Source organism: Brucella sp. BE17 (assembly GCF_039545455.1).
Classification (GTDB): domain Bacteria; phylum Pseudomonadota; class Alphaproteobacteria; order Rhizobiales; family Rhizobiaceae; genus Brucella.
In genome coordinates this window covers 123,004-147,813 of sequence record NZ_CP154468.1, presented here as the reverse complement: position 1 = coordinate 147,813, position 24,810 = coordinate 123,004, and the positions used below count along the sequence as shown (strand labels likewise).

The window sequence follows — 24,810 nt, the reverse complement described above, 5'->3', positions numbered from 1 at the left end:
TTTTACTTCGCTACCAACATGACAATCATGAAGAGCGATCTCCGGCCTGTAACAAACGAAAATAAGGGGCTGCCAGTCGAGCTGGCAGACATCGAGCGGGCTGGCGTGCGCATCAGCGGGCATGTGGCACGAACACCGCTTGTGCGCTCAAAGACTCTCTCCGAAAAAACCGGTCAGGCCGTGTATCTCAAACTCGAAACACGTCAGCCCATTGGTGCCTTCAAGCTGCGCGGCGCGATGAACGCCATTCTCGCTCTGGATGAAACGCAACGCAATCGTGGCCTCGTCACCGCATCAACCGGCAATCATGGCCGCGCTGTCGCCTATGCAGCGCAAAAACTCGGTATTGCAGCTACGATATGCATGTCGGCTCTGGTTCCGGGTAACAAGGTTGAGGCGATCCGTGCGCTTGGAGCGGAAATATCCATCGTCGGCACATCGCAGGACGACGCACAGGACGAAGTCGAGCGGTTGATTAAGGCCCGTGGCCTGACACCGATCCCGCCTTTCGACCATGCCGAGATCGTTGCCGGTCAAGGCACGATCGGGCTAGAAATTATCGAGGACCTGCCGGATCTCGCAACTGTGCTTATACCGCTTTCCGGCGGCGGGCTTGCAGGCGGCATAGCCGCTGCTGTGAAGGCCGTGAAGCCGCAGACGCGCATCATCGGCATTTCAATGCAGAACGGCGCAGCCATGCATGCCTCCATCATGGCTGGGCAACCGGTTGTCCTTACCGAGGAGGAAAGCCTTGCGGATTCGCTTGGCGGTGGCATCGGCCTTGCAAACCGCGTGACCTTCGCGCTTTGCCGCGCATTTCTCGATCAGATCGTGCTGGTCAGCGAAGACGAGATCGCACGCGGCATTCGCCATGCAGCCCTTGAAGAGGGCGAAGTTATCGAAGGGGCTGCGGCTGTCGGCATTGCAGCGCTACTTTCCGGCAAGGTCAAACCCACTGGCACCACCGCCCTTATCGTCTCCGGCAATAATATTGATCCTGAACTGCATCGGAAAATCGTAGCGGGGACCGCCGCATGAGCCACGTTACCATTCTCACGCAAAATGACCTCCGTGCGATTGTCACACTTGATATTTCCGCCGTCGATTGTGTTGAGCAGGCCTTTGCAGCCCTTGCCACAAAGCAGGTCGCCATGCCACCGATCATGCGGCTCGATATTCCCGAATTTCGCGGTGAAGTCGACGTCAAAACCGCCTATGTCCCCGGTCTCGACGGTTTTGCGATCAAGATCAGCCCCGGTTTTTTCGACAACCCCAAACTCGGCCTGCCGAGCCTCAACGGTCTAATGATCGTGCTGAGCGCCAGAACCGGACTGGTGGAAGCACTTCTTCTCGATAATGGCTATCTCACCGATGTGCGCACAGCTGCCGCAGGTGCGGTTGCGGCACGGCACCTCGCGCGTGAAGACGCATCTATCGCAACGATCTTTGGCGCGGGCATGCAGGCGCGGTTGCAACTTGAAGCCTTGATGCTGGTGCGTCCGATCACATCGGCGCGCATCTGGGCGCGTGATCAGGACAAGGCGCAAAAACTTGCCGGAGAATTGGCCCGCAAACACGGCATCGAAATCACGGCCATGACCGATGCGCACGAAGCAGTAAAGGGGGCGGACATCATCGTCACCACGACGCCCGCCGAGAAGCCCGTCCTGATGTCGGAATGGCTTGAAACAGGGCAGCACCTGACCGCGATGGGCTCGGATAGCGAGCACAAAAACGAGATCGATCCGGCCGTTTTCACACGTGCAACCTATTTTGCCGACCGCATCACGCAGACGCGTATTCTCGGCGAATTGCATCACGCCATCGATGTAGGGCTTGTATCGGCCAATCAGCCATTCGCCGAGCTTGGCGCGGTGATTGCCGGAGAGGCGCAGGGACGCGCCAGTGCTGACACTATCACCTTCGCCGATCTTACCGGCACCGGCGTACAGGACACGGCAATCGCCAATCTGGCTCTTACCCGCGCAAGAGATGCGGGACACGGCCAGACAATCGACAACGACATCAAAATGGGAGATGCGGCGTGAGTGTGACGCTGAATTTTACGCGCACGGAATATTCCGAGCGCCTTGCCAAAACCCGGCAAGCGATGGAACGCGACGGCATCGATCTTCTGATCGTCACCGATCCATCCAACATGCACTGGCTCACGGGCTATGACGGCTGGTCCTTTTATGTGCATCAATGTGTTCTGGTGCCGCCGGACGGCGAACCGATCTGGTATGGGCGCAAGCAGGATGCCAATGGCGCCAAACGCACCGCCTATCTCGACCACGACAACATCATCGGCTACCCCGATCACTACGTGCAGTCGAGCGAGCGCCACCCGATGGATCTTCTGTCCCAGATCATCGAAGAGCGCAAATGGGCGGGACTGACCATCGCAGTCGAGATGGACAATTATTATTTCTCGGCGGCGGCTTTTGCGTCCCTGAAAAAGCATCTGCCAAATGCCCGCTTCAAGGATGCGGCGGGGCTCGTCAACTGGCAGCGTGCGGTTAAAAGCCCGACGGAACTCGATTATATGCGCAAGGCTGGCAAGATCGTCGAGCGCATGCACCAACGCATCGTCGAGGTGGTCGAACCCGGTATGCGCAAATGCGATCTCGTTGCAGAAATTTACGATGCTGGTATTCGCGGCACGGAGGAATTTGGCGGGGACTACCCGGCAATCGTTCCGCTTCTGCCTTCAGGCACTGATGCTTCCGCGCCGCATCTGACCTGGGACGACAAACCGATGCGCTCGGGCGAAGGCACATTTTTCGAGATTGCCGGTGCCTATAAGCGCTATCATTGCCCGCTGTCGCGCACCGTGTTTCTTGGCAAGCCGACGCAAGCATTTCTCGATGCGGAAAAAGCAACGCTGGAAGGCATGGAAGCGGGGCTTGCTGCGGCACGGCCGGGCAACAGCTGTGAGGATATCGCCAACGCCTTCTTCGCCGTTTTGAAAAAATACGGGATTATCAAGGATAACCGCACCGGTTATCCAATCGGGCTTTCCTATCCGCCGGACTGGGGCGAGCGCACCATGAGCCTGCGTCCGGGCGACCGTACTGAGCTTGTACCCGGCATGACCTTCCATTTCATGACCGGCCTCTGGCTGGAGGATATGGGGCTGGAAATCACCGAAAGCATCGCGATCACTGAGAGCGGCGTCGAATGCCTGTCCAACGTGCCGCGTCAGCTGTTTGTGAAAGGCTGATGCAATGCTGACCGCCCTGCCCCGCCCCTCACCCATCGTTGCCTCGGTCGACTTTAATGCGCAAGGCGTACAACACGGCCATCTGCGCCTGCCTTACAGCCGCGATGACAGCGCCTGGGGGTCAGTGATGATCCCGATATGCGTGATTGCCAATGGCGAAGGCCCGACCGCGCTTTTTACCGGTGCCAATCATGGCGACGAATATGAGGGGCCGGTCGCACTTTTCGAACTTGCACGCACGCTCGATCCGGCAAAGATCAACGGACGTGTCATCATTGTTCCAGCGCTCAATTATCCAGCGTTTTGCGCCGGAACACGCACCTCACCGATCGATCGCGGTAATCTCAACCGCAGCTTTCCCGGCCGCCCCGACGGGACGGTGACGGAAAAGATCGCCGATTATGTCACGCGCCACCTGATACCGCTTGCCGATATCGTGCTCGACTTTCATTCTGGCGGCAGAACGCTCGACTTCCTGCCTTATGCCGCTGCCCACGAACTGCCGGGCAAGGATCAGGAAGCACGCTGTTTTGAAGCGGTTGCGGCTTTCGGCGCACCCTATTCGATGAAGATGCTGGAAATCGACGCCGTGGGTATGCTCGATACGACTGTTGAGGAAATGGGCAAGGTTTTCGTCACCACCGAGCTTGGCGGTGCCGGGACGGCAAGCGCCCGCTCCATCGACATTGCACGCAAAGGCAGCCTCAACCTGCTGCGTCATGCAGGGATATTGCAGGGCGAGATTGGGGCACAACCAACACTTTGGCTGGACATGCCATCAAGCGACTGCTTCACTTTCGCGCAAGATGCCGGGCTGGTGGCCTTTACGTGCAATCTCGGCGACCCGGTCAAAGCCGGTGAAACCATCGCCTGCGTCTACCCTTTGGGTAGAACGGGTGTCGCGCCGCACCAGTATCAGGCAGCCATGGACGGCGTGTTGGCGGCGCGCCACGTGCCCGGCCTCATCAAGGCTGGCGACTGCCTTTCCGTCATCGCCACGATCACGGAGAAGAACTAAACAGCATATCAAAGCGAGATCCGAAAACGGACCGCTCAAAACAACCAGAGGAGAATGAACATGAGCATGATCAAGATCGCCGGACTTTCCGTCCTCGCAATGTGCCTGTCCACTGCATCACTGAGCGCGCTGACGCTCGATGAAGCCAAGGAACAGGGCTATATCCGCGCCGCAACAGCCAATGAAGTGCCCTATTCCTACATGCAGCCCGACGGGACGTCCGCCGGTATCGGTCCCGATGTCGCCAATGCGGTTTTGAAGACCATGGGCATTGAGGAGGTCAACTGGACGGTGACCCCATTTGGTACGCTGATCCCTGGACTTAAGGCGAAACGCTTCGACTTTGCCGCAGCCGAGCAGAATATTTCGCCCGAGCGCTGCAAACAGGTCGCTTTCACCGAGCCAAACTCGTCTTATGGCGAGGGCCTTCTGGTCAAGAAGGGCAATCCTAAGGGTTTGAAGACTTATGCGGACATTGCCAAAGACCCAGCGCTCAAGGTGGCCGTGGTGTCGGGTGCCAATAATGTCGACTTCCTGCGTGCAGTCGGCGTCAAGGACGAGCAGATCATCTTCGTTCCGGCCAATGCCGATGCGATCCCGACCGTACAGAGCCGCGCTGATGCCTATGCCGCAACCGAACTGACGGTTTCGGAACTCGCCAAGGATCAAGCCCAGGTCGAGCAGGTTTCTCCCTTTGAAGATCCGATCGTCAACGATGCACCGGTGCGCAATTATGGTGGCTTTGCCTTCCGCCCGGAAGACAAGGAATTGCGTGACGCCTTCAACGCGGCTCTGGTCGAGTTCCGCAAAACCGACGAATACAAGACGATCCTCGGAAAATACGGTCTTTCCGAACAGAGCATCGCGGCTGCGGCCGAAAAGAACGTCGCCGATCTTTGCGCAGGAAAATAAGCTGAATGTGTCGCCCGGCCTTCGGGACGGGCGCTGTCTGTTGGAGCGCGTTTCGATCTGATATCACCAGATTGGCGCGTCTCAACTTCCTTTACTTTAAGCATAATCTTATCGATCCGCGTTGCACTCCGATAGGACTTATGCTCGAAAATCGGAGGGCTTGGACATGGAATGGTCAGCCTATCTGCCAATGCTGATGAAAGGTGCCAGCGTCACCATGACGATCACGCTTGCAGCGATTGCCATCGGCGCGCTGCTCGCCTTCGTCTTCGGCATTTTGCGTGTCGAAGGCGGGCCCGTCCTGTCTGCGATAGCGCTTTGTTACACCGAGGTCTTTCGCGGAACGTCGCTGCTGGTACAGCTCTTCTGGTTCTATTACGCTCTGCCACTGGTAGGCCTGAGCTTTGATCCCGTCACCACCGGCATTCTGGTTCTGGCAGCGCATGCGGGCGGTTATGGCGCGGAAATTGTGCGCGGTGCGCTTTCTTCCGTCTCCCCGCAGCAACTGGAAGCTGCCCGCGCCCTCAATTTCAATCGCTTCCAGACGCTGTTTCGTATTTCCCTGCCGCAGGCTGTCGTGGAGATGATGCCAGCCTTCGGCAATCTCGCGATTGAAACGCTCAAACTGTCCTCGCTTGTGTCGTTCATTTCCATTGCCGATCTGACGTTTTCGGCGCAATCGATCCGCAACATCACACTGGACAGCACAAGCATCTATTCGGTCACGCTCGTCTGCTACTTCGCCATGTCGCTGGTGCTGATGGTTGCGGTCAAGGTGATCGAACGTCTGGTGCGGCGAGGCAATGCCTTCCCGCGTGCGGCTCATTCATGAGGACGATATTACCATGATGTATGGATATGAATGGGACACCACGACATGGGTCACTTATGCGACCTCCATCCTGCCAATAATCCTGATCGGGCTTACCGTCACGCTGAAGGCGGCAGTTTCGGGCTTTGCCATAGCGTTGGTGCTGGGGCTGGTCTTTGCGCTTTTGCGCCGCAGCCGCAACGTGGCAATTTCCTGGCCGACGGCCTTCATCGTTGAGTTCCTGCGCGACACGCCGCTTCTGGTACAGCTGTTCTTTCTCTATTACGTGCTGCCGGAATTCGGCATCGTTCTGCCTGCTTTCCTCACCGGCGCGCTGGCGCTCGGATTGCAATATGCGGCCTATACATCCGAGGTCTATCGCGGCGGCATCGAAGCCATTTCGCGCGGCCAATGGGAGGCTGCGACCGCGCTCAACCTCACACGGATGCAGACCTATCGCGATGTCATTATTCCACAAGCTATCCCGCGCATCCTGCCCGCAATGGGCAATTATATGGTTGCGATGATCAAGGAAACACCGGTGCTGTCCGTCATCACCATCCTTGAGATGATGGGCCTTGCCAATATGATCGGCGAGCGTACCTTTGAATATCTCGTACCGCTGACGCTGGTTGGCCTGATCTTCCTCCTCCTGACACTAATCTGCTCCGCAGGACTTCACCGCTTGCAAAAAGCGCTTCCAAAAGCAGGAATATCGTTGCGATGACCGATAAATCCGAACAACCCATCATTGAGTTTTCCGACGTCTCAAAGCGTTTTGGCGCGCTCACCGTGCTCGACAATTTCAATTTCGATGTTGCAAGAGGTGAAAAGGTCACACTGATCGGGCCGTCGGGGTCCGGCAAATCGACGGTTTTGCGCATCCTGATGACGCTCGAGCCCTTTCAGCAGGGACGCTTGTCGCTTGCAGGCACCTCCTATCATCAACCGGGCGGAAAAGGACCGTTTCAGGCTTCGGAAAAGCACCTGCGCCAGATCCGCAACCATGTCGGCATGGTTTTCCAAAGCTTCAATCTCTTTCCGCATATGACGGTGCTGCGCAATGTGGTTGAAGCGCCGGTCAGGGTTTTGGGGATTGCCCGCGGCGAAGCCGAAGAACGTGCGCTGCAATTGCTCAAGATGGTGGGGCTGGCCGACAAGAAGGATCATTTTCCGGCGCAGCTTTCCGGCGGCCAGCAGCAGCGCGTCGCCATCGCGCGTGCGCTCGCCATGCGGCCACGGGTTCTGCTTTTTGACGAGCCAACCTCGGCGCTTGATCCGCAGCTGGTCGGCGAAGTTCTTTCCGTCATTCGCGGTCTCGCGCATGAGCATGATCTGACCATGCTGCTCGTCACCCACGAGATGCGCTTTGCCCGCGAAGTATCTGACCGCATCTGCTTTTTCGATAAAGGCCGCATCTGCGAACAGGGCGTTCCAGAAGAGATTTTCGGCGATCCCAAACAGGAGAGAACGCGCGAGTTTCTCGCTTCGGTTCTGGGATAATCAAATAGTCTAAGACAAGACTCCGCAGGGTGAGCCAATCCCGGTTTTTCGCGTATTTCCGGTATTTTCCACGGTTTGAAATGTAATTGCATAAGAGATGTTTTCTTGTAAGACTTTGAACTCGATTCCTGAGGGAGGAGCCGGGCACGGCAAAAGGGGATTGCCTGCAGACGCCCATGCCAACCGATACAGGATGAGTGTCAGGAGAGGAGACTTTCATGCAAGCTGTCGCGCCCCGTTCCGGGCTACAAATCCTTTTTTTGGGCATACTCGCCATCGTCGGCGCGTTTTCGCTCGGCTATATCGCGCTCAACCGCGGTGAGCCCATCAATGCGATGTGGATCGTCGTTGCTGCGGTCTGCGTCTATCTGATTGCCTACAGGCTTTACGCCAAATTCATTCTCAACAAGGTGTTGATTGCCGATTCTACCCGTATGACACCGGCTTTCCGGCACAATGACGGGCTCGATTATGTGCCGACCGACAAGCACATTCTTTACGGCCACCATTTTGCGGCCATCGCCGGTGCCGGACCGCTGGTCGGGCCGGTTCTCGCCGCCCAGATGGGCTATCTGCCGGGCATGTTGTGGATTTTGGCCGGTTGCGTTCTGGCCGGTGCGGTGCAGGACTTCATGGTCCTGTTCATTTCCACCCGCCGCGATGGCCGCTCGCTCGGCGAACTGGTGCGCGAGGAAATGGGCAATACTGCCGGTGTCATCGCGCTGATCGCCTGTTTCATGATCATGATCATCATTTTAGGCGTTCTGGCCATGGTGGTGGTCAAGGCGCTGGCCGGTAGCCCGTGGGGCACTTATACGGTGGCCTTCACCATTCCGCTCGCGCTTTTCATGGGCGTTTATCTGCGTTATCTGCGCCCCGGTCGCGTCGGCGAAATCTCCGTCATCGGCCTTGTGTTCCTGTTGTTTGCCATTGTTTCGGGCGGCTGGATCAAGGAAAGCAGCTATGCGGCATGGTTTACCTTCGAGGCCACCACACTGACATGGATCATCATCGCCTATGGCTTTGTTGCAGCCGTCCTTCCGGTCTGGCTGCTGCTGGCCCCGCGCGATTATCTGTCCACCTTCCTCAAGATCGGTACGATTATCGCTCTTGCAATCGGTATCGTCATCTTGCGCCCGATGCTGGAAATGCCAGCACTCACCAAATATATCGACGGCACCGGCCCGGTATGGAGCGGCGACATTTTCCCGTTCCTGTTCATCACCATCGCCTGTGGCGCGGTTTCGGGTTTCCATGCGCTGATATCATCAGGCACCACGCCCAAAATGCTCGCCAATGAAGACCAGACCGCCTATATCGGCTATGGTGGCATGCTGATGGAATCCTTCGTTGCTATCATGGCGCTGATTGCCGCCTGCGTGATCAATCCGGGCGTCTATTTCGCAATGAACGCTCCGCTTGCAGTACTCGCACCCGAAGGCACCACCGATGTGCTGCAATCGGCAGCAACGGTGATCAGCGGCTGGGGTTTCAGCATCACACCTGAAGCGCTTCAAGCCATTGCAACTGATGTTGGCGAAAACACCATCATCGCCAAGGCAGGCGGTGCGCCCACGCTTGCAGTCGGCATGGCGCATATCCTGCATAATGCCATCGGCGGACTGCTCGATATGTCGTTCTGGTATCATTTTGCCATTCTGTTCGAGGCGCTGTTTATTCTGACGGCAGTCGACGCCGGTACGCGTTCGGCACGCTTCATGTTGCAGGACCTGCTCGGCATGATCCATCCGCATATGCGCAAGACTGACCGTCTGGTGCCGAACCTGTTTGCCACCGCACTCGTGGTGATCTGCTGGGGTTATTTCGTCTATCAGGGCGCGGTCGACCCCAAGGGCGGCATCTATACGCTCTGGCCGCTGTTCGGCATCGCCAACCAGATGCTGGCTGGTATTGCGTTGACATTGTGCGCGGTCGTGCTCATCAAAATGAAGCGTGAACGCTATGTCTGGGTGGCGCTGCTGCCTGCCCTGTTCCTGTTCGTGTGCACGATGACGGCGGGCTGGCAGAAAGTCTTCAGCGACAAGATCGGCTTCTTTGCCGCAGCACGCCGCGCAACCACGCCGCAAGATGCCTTCAACAATTATGTCAACGGCACGCTGACCGCCTTCTTTATGGTGGTGGTGGTGACGCTGGTATTGTTTGCGATCCGCACGGGACGTACAGCGCTGAAAGCGAACAAGCCGACAGCCAACGAAGTGCCGCATGAGCCGCTGCCCGCCAACTGGCAGCAGATATTGCAGGGCGGCCATTAACTTAACCTCCGCCCCGGCGCAAAGCCGGGGCGGAGCATTACGAGGCAGATATGTTCAACAAGATCGCCAAAGCCGGTAAATATATGGGGCAAGCCGCCAAGCTGATGATCGGCGTCCCAGACTACGACAATTATGTGCAGCATATGCGGCTCACCCATCCTGATCAGGCGCCAATGACCTATGCCGAATTTTTTCGCGAAAGGCAGGATACGCGCTATGGTGGCAAGGGTGGCTTTCGCTGCTGCTGACCCCCTTATAGAGAAAAGCAAAGGCAGACATGCCCGTTCCCGTTACCATCCTCAGCGGCTTTCTCGGCTCAGGCAAAACCACCCTGATCAACCATCTCTTGAAAGCCAACGGCAACCAGCCCATCGCCATCATCGAAAACGAATATGGCGAAGCCAATATTGACAGTATGTTGCTGGATCGTGATGACACGGTTTCCGTGGTCGAAATGACCAACGGCTGCGTTTGTTGCTCGGTGCGCGGCGAGTTTGCGGTGGCACTCAATGAACTGATGGCAAAGCGGACGGCAGGCGACTTGAAGTTCGAGCGCATTCTCATCGAAACCACCGGCCTCGCCGATCCTTCGCCCGTGGTGCAGACCTTTTTCGTCGACGACGACTTGCGTGATGCCACACAGCTTGACGGCTGTATCACACTCGTCGATTGCGAACATATCGAGCAGCAGCTTTCCGAACATGCGGTCGCCGCGGCCCAGATCGCTTTTGCCGACCGGATTTTGTTGACCAAAAGCGACCGCTGCGATGCGCAAACCCATGCGAGGGTTCTGGCGCGCATCCACGAGATCAATCGCAAAGCGGAAATATTTGACGTGGTCAACGGTCAATGCCCGCCGTCACTCTGGCTCGACATCCATGCTTTCGAGCTTTCCGATACGCTGTCTCTCAACGAAGGGTTTACAGAAATCCGCAGCGGTGTTGCGCCAAGATTCCGGCAATTCGGTGCAGCCCAGCCAGTCATGGCAAGGCCGCATGACGACCGCATCCAGTCCTATTATCTGGAAGCGGAGCGGCTCGATCTCGACCGGATTGGTGCCTTCATGGAAGGCCTGATCGAGACTTACGGCAACGATATGCTACGCTATAAGGGCGTGCTTGCAATTGTTGGGCGCAACGAACGGCTGGTCGTTCAGGGCGTCCATAAGGTCGTGGCTTTCGATTACGGCTCGCCGTGGCGTGAGGATGAACAGGCCAGCTCAAAGCTGGTCATCATCGGTCGTGATCTGCCGGTAGATGAAATCAGGGCGGGGTTTTCCGCAGCAACGGCATGACCAGCCCAGCCGGGCTCACGCCCCGTTGAGCGCTGACTTCGCCACTACCTTGACCACCCAGTCGGCAAAGACACGCAGGCGGTTGCTAAGATGGCGATTGGGTGGATAGACAAGATGGATCGGCATGGGATCGATCTGCCAATCCTCAAAAATGGGACGTAGCGTGCCTTTTTCGAGATCTTCGCGCACCATGAAAGGCGGTGCCTGCACCACGCCAAGCCCGGCCCGTGCTGCGGCGAGATAAGTGGTCGATTCGTTGGCCGCGACGATATAGCGGCCATGCACCTCGATTTCTTCGGTTCCGCGTCGAAAATGAAATGGCATCTGTTGTCCGGTCGATGGTCGAAGATAACCGACCACATAAGAATTCTTGCCGAGATCGGACGGATGCAGCGGTTTAGAAAAGCGATTAAGATATTCGTCCGATGCACAAGCGATAAAATGCATGTCACCCATGCGGCGCGCGATCAGTGACTGGTCGGTCAACTTGCCAAGGCGGATCGCGCAATCCACATTTTCCGCCACATAATCGACCGGGCGGTCCGATACACCCAGATCAATCTGAATATCCGGATAACGCTGATGAAACTCGAGCAGCGCCGGAATGATGATGAGATTGGCGACCGAGCTGGGCATTTCGACGCGCAAACGGCCCTTCGGCATGGTCTGCGCACTTGAAAGACTACCGTCCAGTTCTTCAAGATCGGCAAGAAGCCGTGCCGCCCGCTCATAGTAAAGCGCACCATCTGGTGTTACGAGAACACGGCGCGTGGTACGGTTGAGAAGTTTGGTATGAAGATGGGCCTCAAGTCCCTGGACGAGATTGCTGACCGTTGCCTTGGGCATATTGAGGGAAGCGGAGGCGCGTGTAAAATTTCCGGTTTCGACAACGCGGAGAAAAGCACGTATGGCTGAAAGCTGGTCCATTGAGATAGTCACTATTGTTCGAGATTCTGAATAGTGTAATCAATTTTTGGGGACTATTCCAGATACTAGACAATGATATTGTAGCATCATGGCAAATGCCGCGAAACACGAAAGCAAGAGGATGGACGAGAAATTCACGGTTGAGAGGATACAAGCTGGCGGATGCACGGATAATTCCGGTTGCCTTGCCCATATCTATCGTGGAGCCGAATTACTCGCGCCACCTCCGGTGGTTCTGCACCTTCATGGTGGTGCCTTTTCGGCCAGCTGTGAGCACGCCTGCGGGCGGGTTCCTGAAACGCTGGCTGCTGCAGGTGCTGTGGTGGTGTCGCTGCAATATTCATTTGCCTGCCTCAACCCGTTTCCAGCGGCGCTTGAGGTGATTTATTCGATTTTGACTTCAATGCCTGCGCGCTGTCCGGATTTCGCGCATAAGAAGTCGATGCTGTTCGTCGCGGGTCAAGAGGCGGGCGGCAATATTGCTGCCGGCGTCGCACTCATGGCGCGCGATCAGTATCTGACCGATCTCAAAGGCCAGATATTGCTTTCGCCCATGCTCGACCCCTTCCTTGCAACGGCGTCTTTCCGCAAATATTGCTCGGAAAGTGCAGTGCAGACGATGGCTGACGGCTGGCAACATTATCTAGGCGAGCATGCGGGTTTCACCCACCCGTATGCGGCTCCTGCCATGTGTTCGCGCCTGGCTGGTCTAGTTCCAACCTTGCTGGTCACCAGCGCCGAATGTCCGATGCGTGACGAAACGCAAGCCTATGCCGAACGTCTGCGCAAAGCGGATGTGAAAGCCCAATCATATATCCTGCCGGGCAAAGCTGGCTGGATACCCGAACACAAGGTGGCAGACAGTGACTGGTTGCCGCAACAAGAGAAACTTATCGCCCTGTTCGCGGAATTCTTTCAGCAAGCTGGCGCCAAGCAGACAGAAGTAATTTAGAGCAGCCCGAAGGGCTTCCCACCTTTCGCTCTGCTTCCCACCTGAAGCCGGCCCCCACCGGCAAGGAGATATATATGACTTCGATCATTTCCCGCCGGGTCCTATGGGGCACCGGTCTGAGCATTCTATTGTCTGCCGCAGGCGCGGGCGCCATATTTTTAGGTTCTCCGCACCTGAAGGCTGATGCAGCGACCGATGCTGCCACTGAAGCGCCCGCTGTTCCGGTTTCTGTCGACAAGGCGCAGTCACGATCCATCTCCACATGGGAAGAGTTTTCCGGGCGTCTGGAAGCCATCGAGCGCGTAGAGATCCGCCCGCGTGTCGGCGGCGCCATTCAGAAAGCACATTTCCGCGAAGGCGCTCTGGTAAAGAAGGGTGATCTTCTGGTCACCATTGACCCGGAACCCTACGAGGCAGCAGTCGAAAGAGCCAGGGCGCAGGTTTCCGCCGAAGAAGCGCGTCTTTCGCTTGCGAAAGCTGAACTCGAACGCGGTCGTCAGCTGGTCAGTTCGCGCACCATCGCCCAGAGCGGCCTCGACCAACGTGCGAGCGCCTATGATGAAGCACAGGCAAGCCTGCGTTCGGCCAAGGCGGCGCTTCGAACCTCTCAACTCGACCTGCAATATACGCAAGTGCGCGCACCGATTACCGGGCGCGTCGGTCGACTGGAAGTCACCGCCGGAAATCTGGTTGCCGCAAGCTCCGCCTCCCCTGTTCTGACCACGCTTGTTTCGGTCGATCCGATCTATGCAAGCTTCAGCGCCAATGAGGAAGTTGTCACCAAGGCGCTGGCCAAGCTTGCCGCTTCCGGCAGCAGCAGCGAAATCGAGCGCATTCCGGTCCAGATCGGCACGGCTGCCGACAATGGCACACCGATTTCCGGCCATATCCAGCTCATCAACAATGAAGTCGATGCGACCACGGGAACGATCCGCGTGCGCGCGGCAATCGACAACCCGAACGGTCGGCTCATCGCGGGCCAGTTCGTGCGCATCCGCTTCGGGGATCCCGATCCGGCGGAAAGATTGGTGGTAAGCGACCGCGCCATCGCATCCGATCAGGACAAGAAATTCGTTTTCGTGGTCGGTGCTGACAACAAGGTTGAGTATCGACAGGTAACACTCGGCCGCAATTATGACGGTCTGCGCATTATCGAAAGCGGGCTGAAATCCGGTGAAAGCATCGTGGTCAACGGCTTGCAGCGCATCCGTCCCGGCGTCGTTGTCGATCCGCAGCCAGTTTCGGAAACGCTTGCCAAAAACTGATTGGCCAAAAACTGATTGAAACGGCGCAGGCTTGAAGCCTGCGCACCCATATAAAGCAACGCAGAAACTCTGCCCATTCAACTTACGAGAACAGCTGTTTTCGTGGGGCGGGAGAGTTTTTGCCTTCCCGCTTACAGCATCTGCTTTCCAAAAATCGAAATCGATTTTTGGAAAGCACGATGCGTAGATTCAAGAAGTTAGAGCGTCCTTTGTGCGTCCGAATGGGCGCACGGCGCTCTAAAGGGGATAAACAATGAACTTTTCACGCTTTTTTGTCGACCGCCCGGTTTTTGCCGGTGTCCTATCGGTCCTCATCTTCGTTGCTGGTCTGATCGGGATGACCGGCTTGCCGATTTCCGAATATCCCGATGTCGTGCCTCCGCAAATCGTAGTGCGCGCGCAATATCCAGGTGCCAATCCGGCCGTTATCTCCGAAACAGTGGCCACTCCGATCGAAGAACAGATCAACGGTGTCGAAGGCATGCTCTATATGCAGAGCCAGGCCACCGCCGACGGCGTCATGACGCTGACGGTTACGTTTGAGCTCGGCACCGATCCCGATCAGGCGCAGCAGCTGGTGCAAAACCGCCTTTCGCAGGCCGAGCCCCGTTTGCCTGCGGAAGTCCGCACGCTCGGCGTTACCACCGCCAAAAGCTCGCCCGACCTTACCCTCGTCGTTCACCTCATTTCGCCCAACGGCCAGTATGACGTCAACTATCTGCGCAATTATGCCGTCCTCAACGTCAAGGATCGTCTTGCGCGCATTCCCGGCGTCGGTCAGGTGCAGATTTTTGGCGGCGGCGACTATTCCATGCGCGTGTGGATCGATCCACAGAAAGCCGCCGAACGCGGACTTTCCGCAAGCGATATCGCCAATGCCATCCGCCAGCAAAATGTGCAGGCCGCAGCAGGCGTAATCGGAGCTTCGCCGTCTACATCGGAACTCGACCTCCAGCTTTCCGTCAATGCGCAGGGCCGCCTGCAAACTCCGGAAGAATTTGCCGAGATCGTCGTCAAATCGGGAAATGAAGGTGAGATCACGCGGCTTGGTGATGTAGCGCGCGTGGAAATGGGTGCTGCGGATTATTCGCTGCGTTCACTTCTCGACAATAAATCAGCTGTGGGCATGGGTGTATTTCAGGCACCCGGTTCCAATGCGCTCGATATCTCGCAGAACATTCACGAAGCCATGGCCGATCTGAAGAAGACCATGCCGGAAGGCGTTGATTTCGACATCGTCTATGACACGACGGAATTCGTGAAAGCGTCAATCGAATCGGTCATTCACACCCTGCTCGAAGCCATTGTTCTGGTGGTGATCGTGGTGATCATGTTCCTCCAGACATGGCGTGCGTCGATCATCCCACTGGTGGCGGTTCCCGTTTCCATCGTCGGCACCTTTGCGGTCATGTATGTGTTCGGCTTCTCGATCAATGCGCTCAGCCTGTTTGGTCTGGTACTTGCCATCGGTATCGTGGTCGATGACGCCATCGTTGTGGTGGAAAATGTCGAGCGCAACATCGAACAGGGCCTGTCGCCGGTGCAAGCGACATACAAGGCCATGCAGGAAGTATCGGGCCCCATCATCGCCATCGCGCTGGTGCTGGTTGCAGTTTTCGTGCCGCTCGCCTTCATCACAGGCCTGACGGGCCAGTTCTACCGACAGTTCGCACTGACCATCGCCATATCGACAGTCATTTCGGCGATCAACTCGCTCACCTTGTCGCCTGCTCTCGCAGCACTTTTGCTGCGTGGCCATGATGCGCCCAAGGATTGGTTGACCCGCGCCATGGACAAACTATTCGGTTGGTTTTTCCGCGGCTTCAACCGCTTCTTCGGTGCAAGCTCGGAAGCCTATGGGCGCGGCGTCGGCAGCATTCTTTCGCGAAAGTCCTTGGTCATGGGCGTCTATATCGTCATGATCGGCATCACATTCGTCCTCTTCCGCGCGGTGCCCGGCGGTTTCGTGCCAGCACAAGACAAGCAGTATCTAATCGGCTTTGCGCAATTGCCAGATGCGGCCACGCTCGATCGCACCGAAGACGTAATCCGCAGTATGAGCGACATCGCGCTTAAGCATCCAGGCGTCGCCCACGCGCTGGCCTTCCCCGGTCTTTCAATCAACGGGTTCACCAATTCCTCCAATGCCGGTGTCGTCTTCGTGACGCTGAAACCGTTCGAGGAGCGTACGACGCCAGAACTTTCCGCCGATGCGATCACCACGGAGCTGAACCAGCAGTTCGGGGCCATTCAGGAAGCTTTTATCGCCATGTTCCCGCCGCCACCGGTTCAAGGACTTGGAACGACGGGCGGTTTCAAATTGCAGCTTGAAGATCGCAACGGACTTGGGTTCGGCGCGCTCGACGAGGCTACCAAGGCTTTTCTTGCCAAGGCCTATCAGACGCCCGAGCTGGCAGGTCTTTATTCCAGTTATCAGATCAACGTGCCACAGCTTTACGCCGATCTTGATCGTGTCAAGGCGCGTCAGCTGGGCGTTGCCGTCACCGATGTTTTCGAGACATTGCAGATCTATCTAGGCTCGCTCTATGTCAACGACTTCAACGCGTTTGGCCGCACCTATAGCGTACGCGTACAGGCAGATGCTGATTACCGCAGTCATGCGGAGGATATCGGCAAATTGAAGGTGCGCTCACAATCGGGCGAGATGATTCCGCTGTCCGCACTCCTGAAAGTTGACCAGACGGTCGGGGCCGAGCGGGCAATCCGTTATAATGGTTTTCTTTCCGCCGACATCAACGGCAATGCCGCGCCCGGTTTTTCGTCTGGTCAGGCTCAGGCGGCAATCGAGCGTATTGCAGAGGAGACGCTGCCACCCGGCATCGCCTATGAATGGACGGATCTGACCTATCAGCAGATCCTTGCCGGCAATTCAGGTATGCTCGTTTTCCCGCTTGCCTTACTGCTCGTCTATCTGGTGTTGGCCGCCCAATATGAAAGTCTCGCCCTGCCGCTATCGATCATTCTGATTGTGCCAATGGGTATCATGGCTGCACTCATTGGCGTCTGGCTGACAGGCGGTGACAACAACGTCTTCACCCAGATAGGGCTGATCGTGCTGGTGGGGCTATCGGCGAAGAACGCAATCCTGATCGTCGAATTTGCCCGCGAGCTGGAACTGTCGGGGCGAAGCGTTGTCGAGGCAGCGGTCGAGGCAAGCCGTTTGCGCCTGCGCCCGATCCTCATGACCTCCATGGCCTTCATCATGGGCGTCCTTCCCCTGGTCATGTCGACCGGGGCGGGTGCGGAAATGCGCTCGGCCATGGGTGTTGCGGTATTTGCCGGCATGATCGGCGTGACGGCGTTCGGCATCTTCATGACACCGGTCTTCTATGTGTTGATCCGCAAATTAAGCGGCGAGCGTCCGCTCAAACATGCGGGAGCGAAAATAGAAGCACCCCATCTGGCAGCAAACCACTAAGCCAAAAGAGCCCTCGCGCAAGCGAGGGCTCTTTTAAAGCAGAATACATCTCAATGATTCAGGCAAATGATAACCTCATCAGCCAACCAAATGGCAGCATCAACGATCCTGCCTTTTATGTTCTACGCCGGCCGCTTCCTCGCAGACCCTGACATGTTCTGCCAGCGCTTCCAGAGGCAGAAACGAACTGACCGAGCAAATATCCCGCTTCTCGAACTTTGGCAGTTCCTGAAGTTCCTTCAAGCGGATAAGAAGTGTACCGCGGTTCATGGAATTTCCCTCCATTTTCCCCCGATTGAAAATATCAGGCAGCGCGGACGCCCGCCTGCTTACCTGCCTTGAGCGGCAGTTCGATATCGACTTCCAGCGTCGACATATGTTCCCCCCGGTCCATTTTCACGCTGACCTTGTCGCGATCGATCTGGATGTGTTTGGCGATAACGGCGAGGATTTCCTCACGCAGCACCCCAACCAGATCAGAATGTCCCTCCGACGCCCTCTCATGAGCGAGAAGAACCTGCAAGCGTTCGCGCGCCTGGGGCGCGGACGGCTGCCGGGTGAAGAAACGAAACAGGCTCATGCCGCTCTCCTTCCGAAAATCTTGCCAAGAAGACTGCGCTTTTCCGAGGGCACTGTCATGGCAACCTCTTCTCCCGCCAGGCGGCGGGCTGCATCCAGATAGGCAATTGCCGGCGCGCTGCGCTGGTCTGCAAGCGTCACCGGAGAACCAATATTAGATGCACGCAGCACATCCTGACTTTCAGGGATGATGCCCAAAAGCGGGATCGACAGAATTTCAAGGACGTCTTCAACCTTGAGCATATCGCCGCGCTCGGCGCGCAGCGGATCGTAGCGCGTGAGAAGCAGATGCTTTTCAACGCGCTCACCATTTTCGGCCTTCAGCGTCTTGGCATCAAGAAGCCCGATGATGCGGTCGGAATCGCGTACCGACGAAACTTCCGGATTGGTGACCACTACGGCGATGTCGGCATGACGCATGGCAAGGGTCGCACCACGCTCGATACCGGCGGGGCTGTCACAGATGATCCAGTCAAAGTCCTTCTTCAGCTCTTCGATCACCCGATCCACGCCTTCGGTGGTCAGGTTGTCCTTGTCGCGGGTCTGGGAGGCGGGCAGGAGATAAAGAGTGTCGAGACGCTTGTCACGAATGAGCGCCTGCGAGAGCTTGGCATCGCCCTGAATGACATTGACCAGATCATAGACGACGCGGCGTTCGGCACCCATGACGAGGTCAAGATTGCGCAAGCCGACATCGAAATCGATAACGGCCGTCTTCTCGTTGCGCTGCGCAAGAGCCGCGCCAAGTGCAGCCGAGGACGTCGTCTTGCCAACGCCACCCTTGCCGGAAGTTACAACAATCACTTTCGCCATATTATTCTCCTGTAGCTCCCGCTCGCCTTGATAATTGTGCCCGCCCAACCGGACATGAATTTTTTAGAGTAACTCTCGATCTGATATTATCGGATCGGCGCTCTCACACCTTGACCTGAAGCATAACCTTATCGATCTTGGTTTCACTGTGATCGGATTATGCTTTAGCCGAGCGTTTCCGCCCGCATGTAATCACCATCGAGCCAGAGCTGCACCGCCTGACCACGCAAGCCCTGTTCCATATCCTCGGCGGTCTTGTAAAGACCGTCTATCGCCACCAGTTCGGCTTCCATCTTGCGGCAGAAAATGCGCGCATTGGCATTGCCGGAAGTGCCGGCCATCGCGCGACCACGCAGCGCGCCATAAACATGGATCGAACCGCCCGCCACAATTTCCGCCCCAGAAGCAACTGAACCGACCACGGTGACATCACCATCAGGAAAATAGATGGACTGCCCCGAACGTACCGGCTCCGTCACCACCATCGAGGGCACAGCCTTGACGAGCTGAACAGCAGCGGGTGCTGCCGGGGCCGCAGGTTTGCTTTCAGCCACCGGTTCGGTGACTTCCGGTGTAAAATCCGCGACCGTTTGCCCGCCACGCAACGCAGGCGGCATTCCCGGCCCCAGAAGGGACGGACGCGCGCCCTCGAAGCCTGTTACCCAGACATTGCGCCGGGTGAGGTTTTCGAGCAGCTCCAGCAATTGCCCGCGCTCGATCGCCAGATTTTCCAGATCGAGCACTACCGGCCGATTGAGGAAAAAGCCTGCGGAACGCGCTGCAAGATCATCCAGCCTGTCCAGCCAGCCATCGAGCGGCAATTCCGGCGAGAGCACTAGCGCCAGAAAGGAGCGCCCTTTCAAACGGATCGGACGAGATTGTGTTAGCACTTGATTCATCTTCGTTAAAAATCTGTTTATATGGGTCTATATGCGGAATGGTTAACAGATGGTTAATTCTGTGTGGAACTCGTCACGCAACCCGTGGGATGCCGGTCGGACGCAACATCGACTCACTGCGCTGATCGTAAACGAAGAATAAGGCTCCAAGCTGGCGCATTGCCATCTTCCACAGAAGAAATCAGCGTCGAGGTTGGTCTTGCTCAATTTTTAATACAGCAATGCACAACGGTCGCTGCGGAGGTCGATCTTCATTCAAATCGCGCTTAAACCTGCCCGCATAATCAAAAAAGCATTCAAAAAAAACACGCAATTGCCGACAAATTCTGAAGCACGTGGGAGAAATATTACGATTTCCACAATCGTTCATACTCGCTGGCAAAGCATGATTGAGGCGCTTATTGCCTTATAATTCCTATGAAATCAGCCTCCGTTCACGCTATCTTTCAGACTGGAACCCTTTGTTGGTTTTAAAATTGTTTTTAAAACCCCATTTTCCTTTGGCGTGCACTCCTGAGAGCTCGCCCGCCTCGCGTCCCCAAGCCCCCCCGCCCAAACGCGAGGCGGTTATTTTGTCAATGCCGCAAAATTGACCTTCGCCTCCCAAAAGATGGTAAACCGCCCGCAACAATTGCATGGAGAATTTCCGCGATGGGCGGCAGCGAAAGCGAAGCACTGATCCACTATCTTTATATGACAGCGATTGTAGCCGAAGCGATGACGGCGGCACTTGCCGCCGGTCGACGCGAAATGGACTGGATCGGCGTGTTCTTGCTTGGCTGCATCACAGCCCTTGGTGGCGGTTCGGTGCGCGACGTGCTGCTCGACCATCATCCGCTGTCATGGGTAGCACATCCAAGCTATCTGGTGATTACCGGCTTTGCTGCGCTCGCAACCATTATCGTCGCTCGCTACATGCATCGGCTCAGGCAAATCTTCCTGTTTCTCGATGCCATAGGCCTCGTCGTGTTCACGGTCATCGGCTGCGGCGTGGCGCTTGGCATGAACATGCCGATCATCGTAGTGATCGCTGCAGGCATGATCACCGGCTGTGTCGGCGGCGTTTTGCGGGATGTGCTTTGCAACGAGGTGCCACTGCTTTTCCGATCCGAGCTTTATGCGACTGTATCGGTTGTGACGGGCCTGATCTATATCGGTGGCATTCATCTGGATTTTGCGCAAGGCCCTGCTGCCTTCACGGCAATGACGATCGGCCTTGGCCTCCGCCTGCTTGCACTTCGCTTTAACTGGAGCATGCCGAAATTCGTCTACACCAAGGATCTGCACTGAAAGACAATCAGTCGTTCCTTTTTTGACGGCGTGCACGCAGCCAGAAGATGGCAAAAAAGCCTAGCACGAACAGGACGGCAAAAATGACGGCCGCAACTTGCGAACGCTCACCGAGCGCCAGCATGATACCGGGCAGAAAATAGCCCAACACACCGAAACTGACGAGAATGATTGCAGCGGCAATGGCCGGATTGCTCTTTTTTTGCTCAGCCAAGGTTGCGAAACTCCTCAAGTTTTCTCTTCTGCTCGCCCGTTTGGGCGAAATTTTCCGATGCAAGCCATGCGAGATAGGCTTGTTTTAATGCTGGCCATTCATGATCAAGCACGGAAAACCATGCTGTATCACGGTTTCTGCCCTTAACCACAAGATGTTGGCGGAATGTGCCCTCATGGCGAAAACCGAAACGCTCGGCTGCGCGCTTGGATGGCGCATTGTCGTCATTGCATTTCCACTCATAGCGGCGATAGCCGAGCTCATCGAAGATATACTGCATGAACAGGAACTGCGCCTCGGTCGCAGCCGGTCTGCGTGAGATCATTGGTCCCCAGTAAACATTACCGATTTCGATGACGCCATGTTCAGGCTCTATGCGCATCAACGCCTGACGTCCCGCAACCTTGCCGCTCGCCTTGTCGATCACGACAAAAAACAACGGGTCTTCACTCTCGGATGCTTTTTCAAGCCAAGGCTCGAATTCGGAGCGATTGACGGGCGGGACCTCAAACAGCCATGTGAAACGCTGATCTGCATCCTTGACTGTCGATGCAGAGAACAATTCATCACCATGCTTTTGCGCATCGAGCGGTTCAAGCCGCGCATAGCGCCCCTCAAATGTCTTACGCTCGGGCCTCGGACGCCGCGTCCAGTTCTGCAAATCAGTCATCTTTGCTTCCTATCTCCACAGACAGGAAGCATAAAAGTAGAGCGCCGAAAACCCCTTCGCTCGTCGCCCTTGTTTTATTTCTCCCTGATGCCTGCGCGATCAATCGATACGGCCTTGATAAGCGCCACCACCTTATCACCAACGTTCAGCCCAAGATCATCGACGGAGCGCCTTGTCAGGCGTGCGCCAAGGCGACGTCCACGAAAATCGAGCATCACATGGGCGTTCGGTCCATCGTCCGTCTCAATCGCCGTGATTGTGACGTGGAGTTGATTACGGATGCTGATTTCTTCAGGCACTTTTCGCGCAAGAGAGACATCCCGCGCGCGAACGCGCAGCCGCACATGCATATCCTGCCTGAGGCCTGTATCGCTTAACTGGAATGCCGCGCCGCCTAGATCAATCTCTGCAAGTTTATAAGCTTCGTCATAGGATGAGACAGTGCCTTCAAGTAGCACGCCGCCGCCTTCATCCTGCGCATTGATCAACGGAAAGATTTCAGCCGCCTCGCCGCTTGCCGTGACCTTTCCGCCCGCAAGCAGCACGATTTCATCAGCCAGCCGCGCCACTTCATCAATCTCATGGCTGACATAGACAATAGGCACATGGCTTTCGTCACGTAGCTTTTCAATAAAGGGCAGGATTTCCTGGCGCCGCGCATGATCGAGTGAGGACAAAGGCTCATCCAGCAACAGTAAAGCCGGATCAGACAGAAGCGCACGGCCAATAGCAACGCGCTGGCGCTCGCCGCCCGAAAGGCTTGCAGGCGCACGGTTAAGGAGGTGATCGATCCCGAGCAGCGCCACCACTTCGTCAAAACTGCGGGTGTTCTTCCTGTGCCCGGCCCAGCGGGCATAGGTCAAGTTGCGCTTCACGCTCATATGGGGGAAAAGCCGCGCTTCCTGAAAGACATAGCCGATGCGGCGCTGCTCAGGGCGCAGATCTATGCCTTTATCGGCATCGAATAATGTGAAATCCCCCACTGCGATACGACCGCTTTGCGGTTTGAGCGTTCCGGCAATCATCTTGAGCAGCGTGGTCTTACCCGCGCCTGAATGACCGAACAGCGCCGTAACACCCCAGCTGGCAGCAAAATCTGCCTCAACAGCGAATCTGCCATTGCAACCGGCAACTGATACATCAAGACCGCTCATTTCGCCTCCCTCGTCAACCTGCGCTGCAACCACTCGGACAGCACCACAGCGGCAATCGAAATCGAGGCCGAGATAGCGATCAACCGAAGTGCAGCCGCATCCCCAGAGGGGGTCTGCAATAGCGAATAGATGGCGAGCGACAGGGTTTGCGTCTCGCCGGGAATATTGGAAACAAAAGTGATGGTGGCACCGAACTCGCCCAACGCCTTGGCAAAACCCAGCACCGCCCCTGCCAGAACGCCCGGCAACAAGGGTGGCAGAACGACGGTGAAAAAAGCAACCAGACGATTGGCGCCGAGCGTACGGGCTGCTTCTTCAAGCCCACGATCAAGCCCTTCTATCGATAGCCTTATCGGACGCACGAGCAAGGGAAAGGCCATGACGCCTGCGGCCAATGACGCGCCTGTCCAGCGAAACGAAAAGGAAAGGCCGAGCCATTCCTGCAAAGGACCACCAAGCGCGCCGCGTGCGCCAAAAAGGATCAGCAGAAAATAGCCTGTCACAACCGGCGGCAACACCAGCGGCATGGTGACGATGGCCTGCACAAGCGACTTGCCCGGAAATTGAAACCGGGCAAGCAACCATGCGACGATGAAGGCGACTGGCAGAGCGACAAGAATGGCGATCCCGGCAACCCGGAGCGACAGAAGAACAATCTGCCAGACATTTTCATCGAACATTATTGCGCTGCCTCTGCGGCTCCGACAAAGCCCTTATCCTTGATGATCGCCTGACCGGCATCACTTTCAAGGAAAGCCAGAAATGCCTTGGCGGCGTCACTTTCATTCTTGGCAATCATGGCGGCAGGATAAAGGATCTGCGCGTGGCTCGAAGCGGGGAAGCGATAGGCCTCGATAAGATCAGGCGCCGCCGCACGGTCGGACGCATAGACGATTGCGGCCTTCACTTCCGCGCGGCTCACATATTGCAGCGCAACACGCACATTTTCAGCAAAGACGGCGTTCTTTTCAACGTCTTTCCAGAGATCGAGCTTTTCCAGTGCTGCCTTGCCGTACTTGCCAGCCGGAACATTGGACGGGTCGCCCATGGCAAAACGGCCCGCGCTCAACAAATCCTTGGCCTCAGCCTTTGACGTATCTTTTTGCGTTGCAATCACCAGCGCATTACCGGCAATGACCTTGCGCGAGGCTTTGTCTATGGCATCAGCTTTTTCGACATAATCCATCCAGTCCAGATCGGCGGAAATGAAAATCTGTGCAGGTGCACCCTGCTCGATCTGCTTGGCCAGCACCGAGGACGAAGCAAAGGAAGCAACCACTTCCGTACCATCCTTGGCCTTGATCTGTTTGGCGGCTTCCTCGATCACATCCTTCATGCTGGCTGCGGCAAAAACCGTGACCTTTTCGGCTGCATTGGCAATCGTAGCAGCACTGGCTGCAACCGTGATCATAAACGCCGTGATAAGCTTTTTCGCAATAAGTGTCTTCATTGTCGACCTCCATAATGCCCGCAATGCGAGCAAACACCATCATCCACCGGCGAGCGACCGGCGCTTAATCGTTCAGGCATTGCTTTTTGCGCAATGCTTCGACTTGCGATGATGGGTATGAGGG

Annotated in this window: 25 protein-coding genes; 15 read left to right on the top strand and 10 right to left on the bottom strand. The window is 56.5% G+C overall.

Translation table 11 applies throughout. The features are described 5' to 3' along the window. Positions 1 to 18 precede the first annotated feature (18 nt). The 11 genes from eutB to AAIB41_RS12100 all read left to right on the top strand — a co-directional run bounded on the left by eutB (position 19) and on the right by AAIB41_RS12100 (position 11,034). The gene (gene eutB / locus AAIB41_RS12150) at positions 19 to 1,038 is read left to right on the top strand and encodes a hydroxyectoine utilization dehydratase EutB (RefSeq protein ID WP_343315550.1); all 1,020 of its coding nucleotides are present in this window, start codon (positions 19 to 21) and stop codon (positions 1,036 to 1,038) included. Beyond that, positions 1,035 to 2,048, top strand: a complete 1,014-nt coding sequence (eutC, locus tag AAIB41_RS12145; protein WP_343315549.1) for an ectoine utilization protein EutC — start codon at positions 1,035 to 1,037, stop codon at positions 2,046 to 2,048. The genes eutB and eutC overlap by 4 nt, the downstream gene beginning before the upstream one ends. Next, on the top strand, positions 2,045 to 3,223 hold the full coding sequence (gene doeA, locus AAIB41_RS12140; RefSeq protein ID WP_343315548.1) for an ectoine hydrolase DoeA: 1,179 nt from the start codon (positions 2,045 to 2,047) through the stop codon (positions 3,221 to 3,223). The genes eutC and doeA overlap by 4 nt, the downstream gene beginning before the upstream one ends. Positions 3,224 to 3,227: 4 nt before the next feature. After that, the gene (gene doeB, locus AAIB41_RS12135) at positions 3,228 to 4,241 is read left to right on the top strand and encodes a N(2)-acetyl-L-2,4-diaminobutanoate deacetylase DoeB (protein WP_343315547.1); all 1,014 of its coding nucleotides are present in this window, start codon (positions 3,228 to 3,230) and stop codon (positions 4,239 to 4,241) included. A gap of 60 nt (positions 4,242 to 4,301) precedes the next feature. Next, positions 4,302 to 5,153, top strand: coding sequence for an ectoine/hydroxyectoine ABC transporter substrate-binding protein EhuB (gene ehuB, locus AAIB41_RS12130; RefSeq protein ID WP_343315546.1), 852 nt, complete (start codon positions 4,302 to 4,304; stop codon positions 5,151 to 5,153). 166 nt (positions 5,154 to 5,319) lie between these two features. Then, positions 5,320 to 5,985 carry an ectoine/hydroxyectoine ABC transporter permease subunit EhuC gene (ehuC, locus tag AAIB41_RS12125; protein WP_343315545.1) on the top strand — a complete coding sequence of 222 codons (666 nt, stop codon included), beginning with the start codon at positions 5,320 to 5,322 and terminating at the stop codon, positions 5,983 to 5,985. 13 nt (positions 5,986 to 5,998) lie between these two features. Next, positions 5,999 to 6,691, top strand: coding sequence for an ectoine/hydroxyectoine ABC transporter permease subunit EhuD (ehuD, locus tag AAIB41_RS12120; RefSeq protein ID WP_343316136.1), 693 nt, complete (start codon positions 5,999 to 6,001; stop codon positions 6,689 to 6,691). Continuing rightward, positions 6,688 to 7,467, top strand: coding sequence for an ectoine/hydroxyectoine ABC transporter ATP-binding protein EhuA (gene ehuA / locus AAIB41_RS12115; RefSeq protein WP_343315544.1), 780 nt, complete (start codon positions 6,688 to 6,690; stop codon positions 7,465 to 7,467). Before ehuD ends, ehuA begins: the two co-directional genes overlap by 4 nt. 218 nt (positions 7,468 to 7,685) lie before the next feature. Next, on the top strand, positions 7,686 to 9,740 hold the full coding sequence (locus AAIB41_RS12110) for a carbon starvation CstA family protein (RefSeq protein WP_343315543.1): 2,055 nt from the start codon (positions 7,686 to 7,688) through the stop codon (positions 9,738 to 9,740). Between the two features lie 50 nt (positions 9,741 to 9,790). Then, positions 9,791 to 9,988, top strand: coding sequence for a YbdD/YjiX family protein (locus AAIB41_RS12105; RefSeq protein ID WP_343315542.1), 198 nt, complete (start codon positions 9,791 to 9,793; stop codon positions 9,986 to 9,988). Positions 9,989 to 10,017: 29 nt separating this feature from the next. Further along, complete coding sequence (locus AAIB41_RS12100; RefSeq protein WP_343315540.1) at positions 10,018 to 11,034, top strand: GTP-binding protein; 1,017 nt, start codon at positions 10,018 to 10,020, stop codon at positions 11,032 to 11,034. A gap of 15 nt (positions 11,035 to 11,049) precedes the next feature. On the opposite strand, the gene AAIB41_RS12095 is transcribed toward AAIB41_RS12100, so the two are convergent. After that, entirely contained in the window at positions 11,050 to 11,961 is a 912-nt protein-coding gene (locus AAIB41_RS12095) for a LysR substrate-binding domain-containing protein (RefSeq protein WP_343315539.1), read from the bottom strand. Positions 11,962 to 12,082: 121 nt separating this feature from the next. Here AAIB41_RS12095 and AAIB41_RS12090 point away from each other — a divergent pair, with 121 nt between their 5' ends. The 3 genes from AAIB41_RS12090 to AAIB41_RS12080 all read left to right on the top strand — a co-directional run bounded on the left by AAIB41_RS12090 (position 12,083) and on the right by AAIB41_RS12080 (position 17,617). Further along, positions 12,083 to 12,913: an alpha/beta hydrolase gene (locus tag AAIB41_RS12090; RefSeq protein ID WP_343315538.1), complete on the top strand. Its 831-nt coding sequence runs from the start codon at positions 12,083 to 12,085 to the stop codon at positions 12,911 to 12,913. 74 nt (positions 12,914 to 12,987) lie between these two features. Beyond that, the gene (locus AAIB41_RS12085) at positions 12,988 to 14,178 is read left to right on the top strand and encodes an efflux RND transporter periplasmic adaptor subunit (protein ID WP_343315537.1); all 1,191 of its coding nucleotides are present in this window, start codon (positions 12,988 to 12,990) and stop codon (positions 14,176 to 14,178) included. Between the two features lie 253 nt (positions 14,179 to 14,431). After that, positions 14,432 to 17,617: a multidrug efflux RND transporter permease subunit gene (locus AAIB41_RS12080; RefSeq protein ID WP_343315536.1), complete on the top strand. Its 3,186-nt coding sequence runs from the start codon at positions 14,432 to 14,434 to the stop codon at positions 17,615 to 17,617. 99 nt (positions 17,618 to 17,716) lie between these two features. Here AAIB41_RS12080 and AAIB41_RS12075 read toward each other — a convergent pair whose 3' ends face one another. The 4 genes from AAIB41_RS12075 to minC all read right to left on the bottom strand — a co-directional run bounded on the left by AAIB41_RS12075 (position 17,717) and on the right by minC (position 19,908). Next, a complete protein-coding gene (locus AAIB41_RS12075) occupies positions 17,717 to 17,887 on the bottom strand; it encodes a hypothetical protein (RefSeq protein WP_343315535.1) in 171 nt (56 codons plus the stop codon). Between the two features lie 34 nt (positions 17,888 to 17,921). Further along, complete coding sequence (gene minE / locus AAIB41_RS12070) at positions 17,922 to 18,197, bottom strand: cell division topological specificity factor MinE (RefSeq protein ID WP_343315534.1); 276 nt, start codon at positions 18,195 to 18,197, stop codon at positions 17,922 to 17,924. Next, positions 18,194 to 19,009, bottom strand: a complete 816-nt coding sequence (gene minD / locus AAIB41_RS12065) for a septum site-determining protein MinD (RefSeq protein WP_343315533.1) — start codon at positions 19,007 to 19,009, stop codon at positions 18,194 to 18,196. The genes minE and minD overlap by 4 nt, the downstream gene beginning before the upstream one ends. A 164-nt stretch (positions 19,010 to 19,173) precedes the next feature. Continuing rightward, on the bottom strand, positions 19,174 to 19,908 hold the full coding sequence (gene minC, locus AAIB41_RS12060; RefSeq protein ID WP_343315532.1) for a septum site-determining protein MinC: 735 nt from the start codon (positions 19,906 to 19,908) through the stop codon (positions 19,174 to 19,176). A gap of 651 nt (positions 19,909 to 20,559) precedes the next feature. On the opposite strand from minC, the gene AAIB41_RS12055 reads away from it, so the two are divergent. Beyond that, positions 20,560 to 21,198 (top strand): trimeric intracellular cation channel family protein, encoded by a 639-nt coding sequence (locus tag AAIB41_RS12055; protein ID WP_343315531.1) that lies wholly within the window; start codon positions 20,560 to 20,562, stop codon positions 21,196 to 21,198. A gap of 7 nt (positions 21,199 to 21,205) precedes the next feature. On the opposite strand, the gene AAIB41_RS12050 is transcribed toward AAIB41_RS12055, so the two are convergent. The 5 genes from AAIB41_RS12050 to modA all read right to left on the bottom strand — a co-directional run bounded on the left by AAIB41_RS12050 (position 21,206) and on the right by modA (position 24,686). After that, entirely contained in the window at positions 21,206 to 21,412 is a 207-nt protein-coding gene (locus AAIB41_RS12050; RefSeq protein ID WP_343315530.1) for a hypothetical protein, read from the bottom strand. Then, on the bottom strand, positions 21,405 to 22,082 hold the full coding sequence (locus tag AAIB41_RS12045; protein ID WP_343315529.1) for a GNAT family protein: 678 nt from the start codon (positions 22,080 to 22,082) through the stop codon (positions 21,405 to 21,407). The genes AAIB41_RS12050 and AAIB41_RS12045 overlap by 8 nt, the downstream gene beginning before the upstream one ends. Before the next feature lie 74 nt (positions 22,083 to 22,156). Then, positions 22,157 to 23,236: a molybdenum ABC transporter ATP-binding protein gene (gene modC, locus AAIB41_RS12040; RefSeq protein ID WP_343315528.1), complete on the bottom strand. Its 1,080-nt coding sequence runs from the start codon at positions 23,234 to 23,236 to the stop codon at positions 22,157 to 22,159. After that, a complete protein-coding gene (gene modB / locus AAIB41_RS12035) occupies positions 23,233 to 23,919 on the bottom strand; it encodes a molybdate ABC transporter permease subunit (protein ID WP_343316135.1) in 687 nt (228 codons plus the stop codon). The genes modC and modB overlap by 4 nt, the downstream gene beginning before the upstream one ends. Beyond that, positions 23,916 to 24,686 (bottom strand): molybdate ABC transporter substrate-binding protein, encoded by a 771-nt coding sequence (gene modA / locus AAIB41_RS12030; RefSeq protein ID WP_343315527.1) that lies wholly within the window; start codon positions 24,684 to 24,686, stop codon positions 23,916 to 23,918. The genes modB and modA overlap by 4 nt, the downstream gene beginning before the upstream one ends. Positions 24,687 to 24,810 lie beyond the last annotated feature (124 nt).